The sequence below is a fragment of the Paraburkholderia solisilvae genome, from assembly GCF_902859875.1.
Classification (GTDB): domain Bacteria; phylum Pseudomonadota; class Gammaproteobacteria; order Burkholderiales; family Burkholderiaceae; genus Paraburkholderia; species Paraburkholderia solisilvae.
This window is the reverse complement of the sequence record NZ_CADIKF010000004.1, coordinates 1-16,251: the sequence shown is the minus strand read 5'-3', so window position 1 is coordinate 16,251 and position 16,251 is coordinate 1. Positions and strand designations below refer to the sequence as shown.

Genomic DNA, 16,251 nt, shown 5'->3' with positions numbered 1-16,251 from the left:
ACTCATTTTGTGTGCAGGTATGAATTGAGGGGCGGGGCGACCGACAGATGAGCGGCGTTTTCCGCAGCGATCAAAGTCAGGAGATTAGTAAAAATGGGCAAGATTATCGGTATCGACCTCGGCACCACGAACTCGTGTGTGGCGCTGATGGAAGGCAATCAGGTCAAAGTGATCGAAAACTCGGAAGGCGCGCGCACCACGCCGTCGATCATCGCGTACATGGACGACAACGAAGTGCTCGTCGGCGCGCCTGCCAAACGCCAATCGGTTACCAACCCGAAGAACACGTTGTTCGCGGTGAAGCGCCTGATCGGTCGTCGTTTCGAAGAGAAAGAAGTCCAGAAAGACATCGGCCTGATGCCGTACAAGATCGTCAAGGCCGAGAACGGCGATGCATGGGTGGAAGCGCACGGCCAGAAGCTCGCGCCGCCGCAAATCTCTGCGGAAGTGCTGCGCAAGATGAAGAAGACCGCTGAGGATTACCTCGGCGAGCCGGTTACCGAGGCGGTGATCACCGTTCCGGCGTACTTCAACGACAGCCAGCGCCAGGCGACCAAGGACGCAGGCCGCATCGCCGGTCTCGAAGTGAAGCGGATCATCAACGAGCCGACCGCGGCCGCGCTCGCGTTCGGTCTGGACAAGGCTGAAAAGGGCGACCGCAAGATTGCGGTGTTCGACCTGGGCGGCGGCACGTTCGATATCTCGATCATCGAGATCGCGGATGTGGACGGCGAAATGCAGTTCGAAGTGCTGTCGACGAACGGCGATACGTTCCTCGGCGGTGAGGACTTCGACCAGCGCATCATCGACTACATCATCGGCGAGTTCAGGAAGGAGCAGGGCGTCGACCTGTCGAAAGACGTGCTCGCGCTACAGCGCCTGAAGGAAGCGGCTGAAAAGGCCAAGATCGAACTGTCGTCGTCGCAGCAGACCGAAATCAACCTGCCGTACATCACGGCGGATGCGTCGGGTCCGAAGCACCTGAACCTGAAGATCACGCGTGCGAAGCTCGAAGCGCTGGTTGAAGAACTCATCGAGCGCACGATGGAGCCGTGCCGTACCGCGATCAAGGACGCGGGCGTGAAGGTCGGTGAAATCGACGACGTGATTCTCGTCGGCGGCCAGACGCGTATGCCGAAGGTCCAGGACAAGGTGAAGGAGTTCTTCGGCAAGGAACCGCGTCGCGACGTGAACCCGGACGAAGCGGTGGCCGTCGGCGCCGCGATCCAGGGCCAGGTGCTCTCGGGCGACCGCAAGGACGTGTTGCTGCTCGACGTGACCCCGCTGTCGCTCGGTATCGAGACGCTCGGCGGCGTGATGACGAAGATGATCAACAAGAACACCACGATCCCGACCAAGCACGCGCAAGTGTATTCGACGGCCGATGACAGCCAGTCGGCAGTGACGATCAAGGTGTTCCAGGGCGAACGCGAAATGGCGGCGGGCAACAAGCTGCTGGGCGAGTTCAACCTCGAAGGCATTCCGCCGGCTCCGCGCGGCGTGCCGCAAATCGAAGTGAGCTTCGATATCGACGCGAACGGCATCCTGCACGTCGGCGCGAAGGACAAGGCGACCGGCAAGGAAAACCGGATCACGATCAAGGCGAACTCGGGCTTGTCCGAAGCCGAGATCGAGAAGATGGTGAAGGACGCGGAAGCGAACGCCGAAGAAGATCACAAGCTGCGTGAGCTGGCCGATGCCCGCAACCAGGGCGACGCGCTGGTGCACAGCACGAAGAAGGCGCTCACCGAGTACGGCGACAAGCTGGACGCCGGTGAGAAGGAAAAGATCGAAACGGCGTTGAAGGATCTCGAAGACACGCTGAAGAGCGGCTCCGCTGACAAGGCGGCGATCGAAGCGAAGATCGAGACGGTTGCGACCGCGTCGCAGAAGCTCGGCGAGAAGATGTACGCCGACATGCAGGCCGCGCAGGGTGCGGCCGGCGCGGCGGCGGGTGCCGCGGGCGCCGACCATGCAGCGGCGAACGAGAAGGCCGACGACGTGGTCGACGCGGACTTCAAGGAAGTGAAGAAGGACTAAGCCGCGGTGCTGTTTGACCAAGGCCGCGCGCACGCCGGTGCGCGTGGTCCGGCTGCAAGACCCTGCGGTCGACCTTGTCGGAAGCCGCACGGAAAACGCGCCTGGTGAGCCTTCACGGCTCTCCGGGCACATTTGTTTTAAGGCGGGCATGGCGTTGCGCGGGCAGATAGCCGCGCAAGGCCAGCGCCGGACGAGTCGCTAGACTCCAGCATTCATGAGGAGCCGCCGCGTGGCAGTGCGCGGATGGCGTTGAACCGATATGGCGAAACGGGATTACTACGAGGTTCTGGGCGTCGCGAAGAATGCGAGCGACGACGAGATCAAGAAGTCTTATCGCAAGCTCGCGATGAAGTTTCACCCCGACCGCAATCCGGGCAACAAGGATGCGGAAGAGCATTTCAAGGAAGTCAAAGAAGCGTATGAAATGCTGTCGGATTCGCAAAAGCGTGCCGCGTACGACCAGTACGGTCACGCGGGCGTGGATCCGAACATGGGGGCGGCGGGCGCTCAGGGCTTCGGCGGTTTTGCCGACGCGTTCGGCGATATTTTCGGCGACATCTTCGGCCAGGCGGCCGGGGGCGCTGCGCGCGGCGGGCGGCCGGGTCCGCAGGTGTACCGCGGCGCGGACCTGCGCTACAGCATGGAAATCACGCTCGAACAGGCCGCGCACGGCTACGACACGCAAATCCGCGTGCCGAGCTGGGTGTCGTGCGAGGTCTGCCACGGCTCGGGCGCAAAGCCCGGCACGAAGCCCGAAACCTGCCCGACCTGCGGCGGTGCGGGTACCGTGCGGATGTCGCAGGGTTTCTTCAGTATTCAGCAGACCTGTCCGAAGTGCCACGGCAGCGGCACCTATATTCCTGAACCTTGCACGAACTGCCACGGCGCCGGCAAGACCAAGGAAACCAAGACACTCGAAGTGAAGATTCCGGCCGGGATCGACGACGGCATGCGCATCCGGTCGGCCGGCAACGGTGAGCCGGGCATCAACGGCGGCCCGTCGGGCGATCTGTACGTCGAGATTCATATCAAGCCGCACTCGGTCTTCGAGCGCGACGGCGACGACCTGCATTGCCAGATGCCGATTCCGTTCACGACGGCCGCCTTGGGCGGAGAGATCGAAGTGCCGACACTCGCCGGCCGCGCGAGCTTCACGGTGCCGGAAGGCACGCAGTCGGGCAAGACGTTCCGGCTGCGTGGCAAGGGCATCAAGGGGCTGCGCTCGAGCATTGCCGGCGATCTCTACGTACACGTTCAGGTCGAGACGCCGGTCAAGCTCACCGACGGGCAACGGGATCTGTTGCAGCAGTTCGAGAAGTCGCTGGTCGAAGGCGGCGCGCGTCATAGCCCGCAAAGCAAGAGCTGGTTTGACCGGGTCAAGAGCTTTTTCGATTAAATTTCGAACTAGTGCAACTTGATGTCGGCGGTGCCCATGGCGGTTGATGACCCACGTGCCGTATTCGCGTTGCTCGACGACTGCAACTCGACCGCTGCTCGCCGTTCGAGCCGGTTGTTCACGGGCTTTCGTCATGAGCGCGTGTGTAGTGACGGCACGCAGCTCGATGCCGTATGCGAGGCCGTCGCCGACGATGCGCGGCGCGGCCTCCACGCGGTCGTGCTGGCGGACTACGAGTTCGGCCGCAATCTGGCGCTTGCCAAAACGGCGCAGCGCGTCAAATCCTCGTCGGCTGCCGCGGCCGCTATACCTGCGCTGCGCTTTCTGTTGTTCGAGCAGTGCGCAAAACTGTCGCGTGACGAAGTCGACGCGTGGCTCGTGCAACGCGACAGCGGCGCGGTCGAGCCGTCCATCGCCGGCATCGGCGGCGCGCGGGCAAGCGTCGATTTCCCGGAGTTCGAGCGCGCCATTGACGCGATTCACGATGCGCTGCGTGCTGGCGACTCTTATCAGGTCAACTACACCTACCGGCTGACGTTCGATGTGTTCGGGCCGCCGGCCGCGCTGTACCGGCGGCTGCGCGCGCGGCAGACGGTCCAGTACGGCGCGCTGATCGCATTGCCGCACGGCCGCTGGGTGTTGTCGTGTTCGCCGGAGCTCTTTATCGAAAAGAAGAGCGGCGCGTTGCGCGCCCGGCCGATGAAGGGCACGGCGCCGCGCTCGCGCGACGCGGACGCCGACCGCGCGGCCGCGGACTTCCTCGCACACGATCTGAAGAACCGCGCCGAGAATGTGATGATCGTCGATCTGCTGCGCAACGATCTGTCGCGCGTTGCGGAAACGGGTTCGGTCAAGGTACCGGCGCTGTTTTCGGTCGAACCGTATGAGTCGGTCTGGCAGATGACGTCGACGGTCACTGCGCTGTTGCGGCCGCGCACGTCGTTTGCCGATATCCTGCGCGCGCTTTTTCCATGCGGCTCGATCACGGGTGCGCCGAAGCACCGGACGATGCAACTGATCGATGTGCTCGAGAGCACGCCGCGCGGCCTGTACACCGGCGCGATCGGCTGGCTGGACGCGCCTGCGCAGCCGATGGCGCCGGGCACGCAGCGTTGCGGCGATTTTTGCCTGTCGGTCGCGATCCGCACCCTGACGCTCGATCCGAACCCTGCCATGCCGTTGGCTCTGCCCGTGGGCGCGCCCGGCGCTTCGGCGCCGGATACTTCGGCAACCAACGCTTCAGCAATCGACATCAACGTGTCGACGCCCGTCGCTCCGGCACCCAACGCTTCGGCAGTCAACGCGTCGACGCCCAACGCTGCGACTCCCAACGCGTCGGCAATCAACACTTCAACGCCCGACGCTCCGACGCCTAACGCTTCGGCGTCCAACGCCCCAACACCCCACGCCCCGACACCCCACCCCGCGGCCCCCAACCCATTACCCCCGCGATCCGATCCACGATCCAACGCGCCCATGCTCACCGAGACCCACCGTGGCACGTTAGGTATCGGTGCGGGTATCGTGCTCGATAGCGTCGCAGCCGACGAATATGCGGAGTGTCAATTGAAAGCACGTTTCCTGACTGAAGCCGATCCGGGCTTCCAGCTGTTCGAGACGATGTTCGCGACCCGCGAAGCGGGCGTGCGGCATCTCGACCGACATCTTGCGCGTCTAGCTGCGAGCGCCGCCTGGCTTGGCTTCCGGTTCGATGACGTCGATCTCCGCGCGCGCCTTGCCAGCCAATGCGCGGCGCTGCAGGCCGGCCAGCCGCATCGGATGCGGCTCGTGCTCGACAAGGCCGGCGCGACAGAACTGACGATGGCGCCGCTCGTGCCGCTGGCCGACGAAAGCATCGGCGTGCTGCTCGGACCTGACCATGGCTTTGCGAGCGTGCAGTCGCACGACCCGTTGCTGCATCACAAGACCACGCGCCGCGCCGAATACGACCGCGGCTGGCGCGAAGCGGAAGCGAGGGATGCATTCGACACGCTCTTTTTCAACGAGCGCGGCGAATTGACTGAAGGCGGCCGGACCAACGTCTTCGTCAAACTCGACGGCCAGTGGTGGACACCGTCGCTCGCGTGCGGCGTGCTGCCCGGCGTGATGCGCGCGGTGCTGCTCGACGACGCGGACATGGCCGCCGCCGAGCGCATCCTGACACGCGACGACGTGCTCAACGCGGACGCGCTACTGATCTGCAATGCGCTGCGCGGCGCGATGCCGGCGCACATCATCGGCTGAGTCCGAGGCCAGCAAAATCACGGCTGAAACCCCGCGGCTGAAATCGCACAGCCGGAAGCCCCACAGCCGGAACCCACGCGCCGAACCCGTTTGCTCACGCGCCGCGCGGCACGCCGTCAATGCAGGCGCACATGCATGACGCGCACAATCCACGCGGCAAAGCGCGCGTGCCACACCGCATCGTGTGCGTCATGCGGCGCGGTGTCGTGATCGCGAATGCTCGCGACGTCGATCAGGCAGAAGGGGCTCACAGTCGTCTCCTCGCGGCTCGCGGCGAGGCCGCGACAAAAAGAGAACGAAGTTAAACGACCGGATTTTCAGCGGAAATGGGAGCGGTCCTAATCTGCGAAAGCGATTGGAAGTGACCGGGCAAGCGCAGCGCCGCTCGCCCAAGACCAATGTCACGCTCAGAACGTGTGCTCGGCGGCCGGGAACGACCGGTCCTTCACCTCGCGCACATAGGCTTCCACCGCGGCGAGGATGCTCGACTGACCCTGCATGAAATCCTTCACGAAGCGCGGCCGCTTGCCGGGGAAGATGCCAAGCATGTCATGCAGCACGAGCACTTGTCCCGAGCAGTCGATGCCCGCGCCGATACCGATCGTCGGAATCTTCAACTGCTTCGTCACTTCGGCGGCGAGCCGCGATGGAATCGCCTCCATGACGATCAGCTGCGCGCCGGCGTCCTGCAGCGCACGCGAATCGCGCAGCAGCTGGCTCGCGCCCGCTTCGGTCTTGCCCTGCACCTTGAAGCCGCCGAACGCATGCACCGACTGCGGCGTGAGTCCGACATGCGCGCACACCGGCACCGCGCGATCGACCAGAAACTTCACCGTCTCCGCGGCCCATTCACCGCCTTCGAGCTTCACCATCTGCGCGCCGGCGCGCATCAGCTTGACCGCGCTCGCAAAGGCGTCGGCGGGCGTGCCATAGGTGCCGAACGGCAGGTCCGACACGATCAGCGCGGACGGCCGGGCACGCGCGACGCACGCGGTGTGGTACGCGATATCCTCGAGTGCGACAGGCAGCGTGGTCGTCTGGCCCTGCAGCACATTGCCGAGCGAATCGCCGATCAGCAGCGAATCGACGCCCGCGCGATCGAGCAGCGATGCGAAGCTCGCGTCGTAGCAGGTCAGCATCGCAATCTTTTCGCCGGCTTCGCGCATCGCCTGGAGTTTCGGGACCGTGATCGCGCTACGGCTCGTTTCCTGCAAGTAGGTCATGGGCAATCCGTTGAAAGGGGCAAGACACAGGCAAAGGCCGTCGCGCGCTACAGCGAGGTGCCCTTGACGAAGAATTCCTTGCGGCCGCGCATCGTCCCGATGCGTTCGGCGAGTAACGCGAGATCGGCATCGGAGTCGAGCGGGTTCAGATGCTCGGCGTTGACCGTCAGCACCGGTGTGCGGTCGTAGTGATAGAAGAACTGGTTATACGCGTCGCACAGCGCACGCAGATAGGCATCCGAAATTTGCAGTTCCATCGGCACCGCGCGTTTCTGGATGCGCGAGAACAGCACTTCGGGGCTTGCCTGCAGGTACACGACGAGATCCGGCGCGGGGCCATTCGCTTCGAGCCGCGTCGCAAGCGCGCGATACAGCTGCCACTCGTCGTCCTTCAGCGTGAGGCGCGCGAAGATGTCGTTCTTCTGCGTGATGAAATCGGTGATGAGCGGCGTGCCGGCTGCGTGCAGCGCGGCGATGTCCTGCACCTGCTGCGTGCGTTGCAGCGCAAAGCTCAACTGCGTCGATAACGCATAGCGCGCGGTGTCGCGATAGAAGCGCTCGAGAAACGGATTGTCTTGCGGGCGTTCGAACAGCATCTGCATCGACCAGCGCTCGGCGAGCCGTGTCGCAAGCGAGGTCTTGCCGACGCCGATCGGCCCTTCGATGGCCAGATACGCATAGGGCGCGTGCATGGCCGGCGCGGTCACGGTGAGCGGCATCAGCGACGACAGGGTCATGAACAGCCGCCCTTGCCGGCGGGCTTACCGCTCGCGCCGGCGTCTTTTTCGCCGCTTTGGCTCCCGCCCGGGTTGCCGCTCAGTGCGCTGAGCACCGGACACACGCATGCCGCCTTCATTTTCTCGATACGCTGCGACGCGACCGCGTCGAGAAAATCCTGCGCGCGGCCGTGCTGCGGAATGATCAGCGACGGCTCGATTTCGACGAGCGGCGCGAGCGCGAACGCGCGCCCGGTGAGCCGCGGATGCGGGACGGTCAGGTCCGGTTCGTCGATGCAATGCTCGCCGAACAGCAGGATATCGATGTCGAGCGTGCGCGGCGCATTGCGAAACGGCCGCTCACGCCCGAAGTGATGTTCGATCTTGTGGCAAAGCGCGAGCAGATGCCGTACCGGCAACGCCGTCTCGAGCTTCACGACGAGGTTGAAAAAATCATCGCCGCCCGCGTCGATGGGGGCAGTGCGATACAGGCTGGACTTCGCGAGCACGGTGATCGCGTGCTGCTGTGCGAGGCACACCACCGCGTCTTTCAGGGTCTGGCGCGCATCCCCGAGATTCGCGCCGAGGCCCAGATAGGCAACCGTCATGGCATCACTTCCTACGACATACGTTCGACGGCTTCCGCCGGAACCTTGTCAGTCTTCGGATGTGCCGTTCGGGCTCGCATCCTTGACTTCGCGGTTTCCTGCGGGCGTGCCGCCCTCCACTCCGTCGCCCGTCTTGCGGTTTCTGGCGCCACCGCGCCGCCGTCGTTTTTTGGGCGTCCGGTCCTTCCCGCCTTGCGTGAGCAATGTCTCACGCGCGGTAGTGTCTCCGTTTATGAATTCTGTCCACCACGCCGCGACCGATTCGTCCAGTTCACCGGATTCGCAACGCAGCAGGAGGAAATCATACCCCGCTCTAAATCTTTGGTGTTCGATCAGCTTCAGCGCGCTGCGGCCGGAACGACGCTCGAGCCGCAGCTGCAGCCCCCAGATCTCGCGCATATCGGCCGAAAAGCGCTTGTGGATGGCGAGCTTTTCGGTCTGCATGTCGAGCACGTCATCCATCGCGCGATGCAGCGCGGGCACCGGAAATTCACCCTTCGCTTCGTATTGCTGCCAGCGCTGCTGCACGTCATGCCACAGCAGCGTCGCGAACAGGAAGCCCGGCGACACCGGCTTGCCGGCCACCACGCGCGCATCGGTCTTGTTCAGCGCAAGCGTGATGAAGCGTTCGCCGTGCGGCTGTTCGAGCACGACATCGAGCAGCGGCAGCAGGCCATGATGCAGCCCTTCCTGGCGCAACCGCTGCAGGCACGCGAGCGCATGGCCCGACAGCAGCAGCTTCAGCATCTCGTCGAACAGACGCGCCGCCGGCACGTTGTTGACCAGGTCCGCGAGCGCGGTGACCGGCGCGCGCGTGGCCTCGTCGATTTCGAAGCCGAGCTTTGCCGCGAAGCGCACGACGCGCAGCATCCGCACCGGGTCTTCGCGATAACGCGTGGCAGGGTCTCCGATCATCCGCAGCAAACGCGCGCGCACGTCGGCCATGCCGTTGTGGTAATCGAGCACGGTTTGCGTCGCGGGGTCGTAATACATCGCGTTGATCGTGAAGTCACGCCGCGTCGCGTCTTCATGCTGCTCACCCCAGACATTGTCGCGCAGCACGCGTCCGCTTGCATCGACCGCGTGCGTGCGGCGATCGAGTTCGTCGCGCTTGAGCCGCCGCGGCGGCGCGCCATCGGCGGGCGCGGCGCCTGCCGGCGCGGAGTCGGCTGCCGCGGCGCCGGCTGGCGGCGGATCCACCAACGCGCGAAACGTCGAGGTTTCGATGATTTCCTGACCGAACTGCACATGCACGATCTGAAAGCGCCGGCCGATGATGCGCGCGCGGCGAAACAGCCGCTGCACCTGATCGGGCGTGGCGTCGGTCGCGACATCGAAGTCTTTCGGCGCGATGCCGAGCAGCAGGTCGCGCACCGCACCGCCGACGATGAAAGCGCGAAAGCCCGCTTGCTGCAGGCCTTCGGTCACGCGAATCGCATTGCGCGAAATAAGCGAAGCGTCGATGCCGTGGATGTCGGACGGGATGATGACCGGCACGTCGGGTTCAGGCGCGCCTTGCGCAGCGGCGCGCGCGGGCTTGCGGCGCGAGCGGGTGGCGGAGGACGGAGCGGCGCCGGGCGTGCCGCGCGGCGCTTCTTTCTCGCGTGCGGCCGGTGCGGTGTCGTCCTGCGCGTGCGCGGCGAGGTCGTCGTCGGCCTCCCGCTCCTGCCCGAACAGCTTGCGAATGAGTTTTTTGATCACGTGGTCTGGAATAGTTCGAGGATTCGCCAGCCGTGCGTCTGCGCGTACGCGCGCAGCGTGTCGTCCGGGTTGGTCGCGATCGGGTCGGTGACTTTCTCGAGTAGCGGAATGTCGTTATGCGAATCGCTGTAGAAGTAGCTGCGCTCAAAATCCGACCACGTCTTGCCGAGCGAAGCGAGCCAGGCTTCGGTGCGCACGATCTTGCCTTCGCGGTAGCTCGGCGTGCCGGTGGGCCGGCCGGTGAACGCCGATGCCGGATGGCCGTCGACGGTTTCGACTTCGCATGCGATCAGCTTGTCGATGCCGAACACCTCGGCGATCGGCGCGGTGATGAACTCGTTGGTCGCGGTGACCATGCAGCACAGGTCGCCCGCCTCGCGATGCTCGCGCACCAGCTCCATCGCGGCCGGCACGATGGCTGGCTTGATCACTTCGTGCATGTACTGGTCGTGCCACGCGTTCAACTGCTCGCGCGAGTACCTTGCGAGCGGCGTCAGCATGGCCACCAGGTATGCGTGAATGTCGAGCTTGCCCGCCTTGTAGTCGGCATAGAAGCGGTCGTTTTCACGCGTGAAGTTTTCAGCATCGACAATGCCGAGTTTCACCATGAAGCGGCCCCATTCATGGTCGCTGTCGGTCGGAATGAGCGTGTGATCGAGATCGAAAAGTGCAAGATTAGTCATGGGGGCCTATTTTACTTGAAGCGGCCTGATCGGATCGCTCAAGCGGGGCGTCCGCGCCGCCATCGCCGTTGTTTCCACCGGACGGCGGCGCGGGCATCGTGCCGGGCGACGCGAGCATCGCGCGCAACAGCGGCAGCGTCACCGCACGCTTCTGCTCGAGCGAGAAGCGGTCGAGCGCGTCGAGCAGCGCCATCAGGCTCGGCATGTCGCGGCGAAAGTGGGTGAGCAGATAGGCGGGCACGTCGTCGGCGAGCGCGATGCCGCGCTCGTGCGCGGCCTGCTTGAGCGCCGCCGCCTTGCCTTCGTCGGCAAGCGGCGCGAGATGGAACACGAGACCCCAGCCGAGCCGCGTGCGCAGGTCTTCACGCACCGCGAGCCCGAGCGGCGCGGCGTTGCCGGTCGCGACGAGCGCGCTCGCCGGATGCGCGCGCACTTCGTTGAACAGATTGAAGAGCGCGATCTGCTGCGCGGCGGACAGCGCGTCGCAATCGTCGATCGCATAGAGCGTGACGCGCGGGTCGAATGCGAATGCGTCGAGGCCGCTATGCGGCCCCGCGTAGCGCACGTGGCCGGGCGCCGCTTCGTGCGCGAGCGCCTGCAACAGGTGCGTGCGGCCGCTGCCGGCCTCGCCCCACACGTAGAACGTGCGGTCCGCGACGGGGCCGGCCGCGAGCGCGGCATCGAGCCCGCGCAGGCGTGTCACCAGCTCGGCATTCGCGCCGGAGAAGAAGTTGTCGAAGGTCGAAGGCGGCGGCGTGCCGAGATCGAGCGTGAGTTGACGCAGCACGATAGTTGAAATTGAGAGGCTGGCCGATCAATCGCGGCCCGCCGTGTATATGACGATGCGCGCCATCTTGCGCGCATCGGAAACGCGCATCAGTTCCTGTAAAGCGTGCTCGACAGATAGCTTTGCCGCAATTCGCGCCACGCGACGGACAGAACCGCGCTCACCGGCAGCGCGAGCAGCACGCCGAAGAAGCCGAACAGCTGGCCGAACGCGAGCAGCGCGAAGATGACCGCGAGCGGATGCAGGCCGATGCGTTCGCCGACGAGGCGCGGCGTCAGAATGAAGCTTTCGAGAATCTGACCGACGCCATAGACCACCGCCACCGCACCGACGCCATACCAGCTGCCGAACTGCAACAGCGCGGCGACGAGCGCGAGCACGAGGCCGGTCGCAAAACCGATATACGGAATAAAGACCGCGAGCCCGGTGAAGATGCCCACCGGCAGCGCGATCTCGAAGCCCGCGGCCCACAGCGCGATCGAGTAGTAAACCGCGAGCACGCCCATCACGAGCAACTGGCCGCGCAGGTACTGCGACAGCATCTGGTCCATGTCGCTTGCCAGCTGAATGGTTTTCACGAGCCAGCGGCGCGGAATGAAGTGCTTGATGCGGCGGACCATCGCGTTCCAGTCGTACAGCAGGTAGAACAGCACGAGCGGCACCATCACCAGATTGCCGATCAGGTCGAGCATCAGGTTGCTGCTCGTGCGGATCGAGGTCCACGCATAGATGACGACCGTTTGCGCGCTGCCCTCGAGCTGGTTCGTGACCAGATCGCGAATGCTTGCGAAGTCGAGCGATTCGGCAAGGCCGAGCACGTCGAGCTTCGGCTGCAGCCACGCATGCAGATGCGAGAACATCACCGGCACCTGCTGGCGCAACTGCGGCACTTCCTTCTGCACGACGACCAGCACGAGCAGTACGAGGCCGGTGATCATCAACGTGAAGAACAGCATCATCAGCAGCGCGGCGAGGGTTTTCGGCACGCGCCGGCGCGTCAGCCACGCGACGCCGGGATGAAGAATGTAAGCGAGGATCGCGCCGAGCAGAAACGGCGTGAGCACCGGGCTCAACAGCCACAAGAGAATGCCGACCGCGAGCGCAATGGCGAACCAGATCATCGCGCGGCGCTGGTAGGGCGTAAAAATCGGAGCGTTCTGCTGCAAGATAAACTTTTCCTCGTCGTTCGCGGCGTTCTTGCGGCGCCGCGTTGTGCGCCGGCCCCCCACGGAGTTTCCCTGCCGATGCCTGGGGCGAATTCCAGTGCGCAAGCCGGCATCAGGTAAAATCGCATTTTACCGACCTTCTCGCGCTTTCCTTATGAATCAACCGAAATCCGCTCCTGACGCTCAAGGTTTGTCGTATCGTGACGCCGGCGTGGACATCGAAGCGGGCGACGCGCTCGTCGATGCGATCAAGCCCTTTGCCAAAAAGACGCTGCGAGATGGCGTGCTGGCCGGCATCGGCGGATTCGGTGCGCTCTTCGAGGTGCCGAAGAAGTATCGCGAGCCGGTGCTCGTGTCGGGTACGGACGGCGTCGGCACGAAGCTGAAGCTCGCGTTCCACCTGAACGCGCACGACACCGTCGGCCAGGATCTCGTCGCGATGAGCGTCAACGACATCCTCGTGCAGGGCGCGGAGCCGCTTTTTTTCCTCGACTATTTCGCGTGCGGCAAACTTGAAGTCGGCACGGCCGCAACGGTTGTCAAAGGCATCGCATACGGCTGCGAACTGGCGGGCTGCGCGCTGATCGGCGGCGAAACCGCCGAAATGCCCGGCATGTATCCGGACGGTGAATACGATCTCGCGGGCTTCGCGGTCGGCGCGGTCGAAAAGAGCAAGATCATCGACGGCAGCACGATCGCCCCGGGCGACGTCGTGCTCGGCCTCGCCTCGAGCGGCATCCATTCGAACGGCTACTCGCTGGTGCGCAAGATCATCGAGCGCGCGCAGCCGGACCTCGACGCCGACTTCGACGGCCGTCCACTCGCGCAGGCGCTGATGGCGCCCACCCGTATCTATGTGAAGCCGCTGCTCGCGCTGATGGAAAAGATCGCGGTGAAGGGCATGGCGCACATCACCGGCGGCGGGCTGGTCGAGAACATTCCGCGCGTGCTGAAAGAGGGCTTGACCGCGGAACTCGATCATCGCGCATGGCCGCTGCCGCCGCTCTTCGCGTGGCTGCAGAAGCACGGCGGGGTCGCGGATGCCGAGATGCATCGCGTGTTCAACTGCGGGATCGGCATGGCGGTGATCGTCGCGGCGCAGGACGCGCCGCAGGCCATCGGTCTGCTGTCCGCGGCGGGCGAACAGGTGTGGCAGATCGGCACGGTACGGCAAAGCGAGGCGGGCGAGGCGCAGACGGTGGTAGTCTGAGCGCATTGACGGGCGCCATCGGCGCCTCGCGCATGGAGCGAAGAACGGCACGCCAGCGCGTGCCGTTTTTTATTGCGCGCATTTATTGCGCGTTTATTGTTGATTCCGCGCCCGATAAACTGCCATTGACGAATTCGCACGGAGCCGGACGGAGACGCACCGAGCCGGACGGCAACCCGCAGCCGTCGCGCAGTGCCGCGCCGAAGGTCGCGTGGCCGGATGTTCCGCGCACTGAAAGGCGTTCGCAATCGACGCATCACTTAAAACAGAAACCGTGCGAATTTGAAATTGCAGTGCGCGTCGGGAAGCACGGTGATTCGGGACAGGACAGACTTGCGTGACCCGTCGGGCTCGACACCTGACGGCGACCTGACAACCAAAAACGACTCGCCGACCTCATGAACCCGTCCGTGCGCGACTGGCTGTTTTCGGCCAAGACCTTCGTGGCCGCGATGCTCGCGCTCTATATCGCGCTGGCCGTGCCGCTGGAGCGTCCGTCGTGGGCGATGGCGTCGGTGTACATCGTGTCGAACCCGTTTGTCGGCGCAACGCGTTCGAAGGCGCTGTATCGCGCGATCGGCACGGCGATCGCCGCGGCGATGGCCGTGCTGCTCGTACCGCCTTTCGTCGAGTCGCCTTATCTGTTCAGCGTGATGGTCGCGCTGTGGGTCGGCGCGATGCTCTACCTGGGGCTGTCCGATCGCACCGCGCGTTCGTACGTATTCCTGCTCGCGGGCTATACGCTGCCGCTCATCGCGCTGCCGACGGTCACCGAGCCGACGACGATCTTCAACGTCGCGATCGCGCGTACCGAGGAAATCCTGCTCGGCATCATCTGCGCGAGCGTGGTCGGCTCGATCGCGTTTCCGAGCCGGCTCGGGCCGACGCTGATTCACCGCACCGACGCGTGGTTCCAGGACGCCGCGCAGTTCGCGCGCGAAGCGCTCGCCGCGCGCAGCGGCGATGTCGTGCAACTGCCGCGTCAGCAACGGCTCGCGGCTGTCGTCAAGGCGCTCGACGTGCAGCTCTCGCAACTCACTTACGATCACACGAGCCCCGACGTCGTCGCGCGCGCCTACTCGTTGCGCGAACGCATGCAGTTGTTCCTGCCGGTGCTCGCGGCGCTGAACGATCCGCTCGCGGCATTCAGACGCTCGGCGGCGATCGCGCATGTGCCGCAGTTCGAACCGCTGATCGCGGACATCTGCAAGTGGATCGACGCGCCGCTGCGCCGCGAGCGAGGCGCAGCGGCCCACGGCGACCCTGAAGCGACCAGCTTGCGCGCGCGCATCGCCGTGCTGCGGGTCAATGCGCCGCGCGGGCTTGCGCCGTGGGACGGCGCGCTGCTCTCGAATGCGCTGTGGCGCGTGCTGCAGGCGATCGACATCTGGGAGGACTGCCGCGTGCTGCGCGTGCTGATCGACGCACAGGAGGGCAGCTGGCGCCCGCGCTATCACCATTGGCGGGTGAATGCCGGGGAAGTGTATGTCGACCACGGCTTCATGCTGTTTTCGTCGGTATCGACGATGTGTTTCGTGATCGTCTCGTGCAGCCTGTGGATCGCATCCGGATGGCACGACGGCGCGAACGCGGTGTTTATCGCGACCGTCGCGTGCTGCTTCTTCGCGGGTCTCGACGAACCCGCACCGGCGATCTTCCGGTTCTTCCTGTCGGGGTTCGTCGCGGTCATCGCGTCGGGCCTCTACCTGTTCGTCGTGTTGCCCGAAGTGCACAACTTCGAAACGCTGGTGGTGGTCTTCGCGTTGCCTTTCCTCTGCATCGGCACGCTGATCGCGGATCAGCGCTACAGCCTTGTCGCGTCGGTGATCGCGCTCTTCACCGCGACATTCCTCAGTCTCGCGAATTCGTACGACGCGAATTTTCTCGATTACATGAACACGAGCTCCGCGGTGCTGGCGGGTCTCGTGTTCGCGTTCGTGTGGACGCGCGTCACGCGCCCGTTCGGCGCCGAGTACTTCGCGCAGCGGCTGATTCGCGCAACGTGGGCCGATGTCGCGCGTTCCGCGTCGCTGCAGCCGATCTCCGATGAGCGCACGTTCTTTTCGCGCATGCTCGACCGGCTGATGCAAATCCTGCCGCGTCTCGCGACCTCGGGCCCGCATCATCACCCGTCGGTCGAAACCTTTCGCGACCTGCGCGTCGCCTCGAACTCGCTCGACTTGCGGCATTACCGCGACGGCGTCGCCGCCGACATGAGCGCACAGATCGACCGCGTGCTGACGAACGTGCGCACCTATTACGAGCTATGCGTCGCGCGGCGCCGACGCCAGCCGGTGCCGCGCGGGCTGATCGAAGCGATCGACGCGGCGCTCGCGCGCATCGCGCAGCCGGGCGTCAGCGCTGCGCCACCTGCGCCGCGCCCGACGTTTTCGACGGAAATCCGTCTGCGCGATGCGGTGCACGCGCTGGTCGGCCTGCGCCTGTCGCTCGCGCCGCTGGCTGCGGGCGCACCGGCG

14 protein-coding genes are annotated in these 16,251 nt (G+C 64.9%); 6 read left to right on the top strand and 8 right to left on the bottom strand.

Features of this window, described 5'->3' with window-relative positions; all coding sequences use genetic code 11:
• The first annotated feature begins 93 nt into the window (after positions 1-93).
• The 3 genes from dnaK (at position 94) to HV675_RS03870 (ending at position 5,680) form a co-directional block, all read left to right on the top strand.
• Positions 94-2,040 (top strand): molecular chaperone DnaK, encoded by a 1,947-nt coding sequence (gene dnaK / locus HV675_RS03880; protein WP_175109445.1) that lies wholly within the window; start codon positions 94-96, stop codon positions 2,038-2,040.
• A gap of 259 nt (positions 2,041-2,299) precedes the next feature.
• Positions 2,300-3,436 carry a molecular chaperone DnaJ gene (gene dnaJ, locus HV675_RS03875; protein ID WP_175109444.1) on the top strand — a complete coding sequence of 379 codons (1,137 nt, stop codon included), beginning with the start codon at positions 2,300-2,302 and terminating at the stop codon, positions 3,434-3,436.
• 36 nt (positions 3,437-3,472) lie between these two features.
• Entirely contained in the window at positions 3,473-5,680 is a 2,208-nt protein-coding gene (locus tag HV675_RS03870; protein ID WP_175109443.1) for a chorismate-binding protein, read from the top strand.
• Positions 5,681-5,796: 116 nt separating this feature from the next.
• Here the strand turns inward: HV675_RS03870 and HV675_RS32735 are convergent, their stop codons facing one another.
• The 8 genes from HV675_RS32735 to HV675_RS03835 all read right to left on the bottom strand — a co-directional run bounded on the left by HV675_RS32735 (position 5,797) and on the right by HV675_RS03835 (position 12,564).
• A complete protein-coding gene (locus HV675_RS32735; protein WP_281364008.1) occupies positions 5,797-5,931 on the bottom strand; it encodes a hypothetical protein in 135 nt (44 codons plus the stop codon).
• A 156-nt stretch (positions 5,932-6,087) separates the two neighbouring features.
• Complete coding sequence (gene panB / locus HV675_RS03865; RefSeq protein WP_175109442.1) at positions 6,088-6,903, bottom strand: 3-methyl-2-oxobutanoate hydroxymethyltransferase; 816 nt, start codon at positions 6,901-6,903, stop codon at positions 6,088-6,090.
• Between the two features lie 47 nt (positions 6,904-6,950).
• A complete protein-coding gene (locus tag HV675_RS03860) occupies positions 6,951-7,640 on the bottom strand; it encodes a deoxynucleoside kinase (RefSeq protein WP_175109441.1) in 690 nt (229 codons plus the stop codon).
• Positions 7,637-8,227, bottom strand: coding sequence for a 2-amino-4-hydroxy-6-hydroxymethyldihydropteridine diphosphokinase (gene folK / locus HV675_RS03855; RefSeq protein WP_175109440.1), 591 nt, complete (start codon positions 8,225-8,227; stop codon positions 7,637-7,639). The genes HV675_RS03860 and folK overlap by 4 nt, the downstream gene beginning before the upstream one ends.
• 48 nt (positions 8,228-8,275) lie before the next feature.
• Positions 8,276-9,928 (bottom strand): polynucleotide adenylyltransferase PcnB, encoded by a 1,653-nt coding sequence (pcnB, locus tag HV675_RS03850; protein ID WP_175109439.1) that lies wholly within the window; start codon positions 9,926-9,928, stop codon positions 8,276-8,278.
• Positions 9,925-10,611 carry a histidinol-phosphatase gene (locus tag HV675_RS03845; protein WP_175109438.1) on the bottom strand — a complete coding sequence of 229 codons (687 nt, stop codon included), beginning with the start codon at positions 10,609-10,611 and terminating at the stop codon, positions 9,925-9,927. The genes pcnB and HV675_RS03845 overlap by 4 nt, the downstream gene beginning before the upstream one ends.
• Positions 10,604-11,398: a DnaA regulatory inactivator Hda gene (hda, locus tag HV675_RS03840; protein WP_175109437.1), complete on the bottom strand. Its 795-nt coding sequence runs from the start codon at positions 11,396-11,398 to the stop codon at positions 10,604-10,606. The genes HV675_RS03845 and hda overlap by 8 nt, the downstream gene beginning before the upstream one ends.
• An 89-nt stretch (positions 11,399-11,487) precedes the next feature.
• Positions 11,488-12,564: an AI-2E family transporter gene (locus tag HV675_RS03835; RefSeq protein WP_175109436.1), complete on the bottom strand. Its 1,077-nt coding sequence runs from the start codon at positions 12,562-12,564 to the stop codon at positions 11,488-11,490.
• A gap of 154 nt (positions 12,565-12,718) precedes the next feature.
• Here HV675_RS03835 and purM point away from each other — a divergent pair, with 154 nt between their 5' ends.
• The 3 genes from purM to HV675_RS03820 all read left to right on the top strand — a co-directional run.
• A complete protein-coding gene (gene purM / locus HV675_RS03830) occupies positions 12,719-13,774 on the top strand; it encodes a phosphoribosylformylglycinamidine cyclo-ligase (RefSeq protein ID WP_175109435.1) in 1,056 nt (351 codons plus the stop codon).
• A 32-nt stretch (positions 13,775-13,806) separates the two neighbouring features.
• Positions 13,807-14,115, top strand: a complete 309-nt coding sequence (locus HV675_RS03825; protein WP_175109434.1) for a hypothetical protein — start codon at positions 13,807-13,809, stop codon at positions 14,113-14,115.
• 57 nt (positions 14,116-14,172) lie between these two features.
• Positions 14,173-16,251: FUSC family protein (locus HV675_RS03820; RefSeq protein ID WP_175109433.1), on the top strand; the 2,079-nt coding region annotated here is incomplete at its 3' end.

Bases quoted from the DNA above. Each gene is read 5' to 3' on its own strand.
- dnaK (WP_175109445.1), top strand. From the start codon at position 94: ATGGGCAAGATTATCGGTATCGACCTCGGCACCACGAACTCGTGTGTG.
- dnaJ (WP_175109444.1), top strand. From the start codon at position 2,300: ATGGCGAAACGGGATTACTACGAGGTTCTGGGCGTCGCGAAGAATGCG.
- HV675_RS03870 (WP_175109443.1), top strand. From the start codon at position 3,473: ATGGCGGTTGATGACCCACGTGCCGTATTCGCGTTGCTCGACGACTGC.
- panB (WP_175109442.1), bottom strand. From the start codon at position 6,903: ATGACCTACTTGCAGGAAACGAGCCGTAGCGCGATCACGGTCCCGAAA.
- HV675_RS03860 (WP_175109441.1), bottom strand. From the start codon at position 7,640: ATGACCCTGTCGTCGCTGATGCCGCTCACCGTGACCGCGCCGGCCATG.
- folK (WP_175109440.1), bottom strand. From the start codon at position 8,227: ATGACGGTTGCCTATCTGGGCCTCGGCGCGAATCTCGGGGATGCGCGC.
- HV675_RS03845 (WP_175109438.1), bottom strand. From the start codon at position 10,611: ATGACTAATCTTGCACTTTTCGATCTCGATCACACGCTCATTCCGACC.
- purM (WP_175109435.1), top strand. From the start codon at position 12,719: ATGAATCAACCGAAATCCGCTCCTGACGCTCAAGGTTTGTCGTATCGT.
- HV675_RS03825 (WP_175109434.1), top strand. From the start codon at position 13,807: ATGGAGCGAAGAACGGCACGCCAGCGCGTGCCGTTTTTTATTGCGCGC.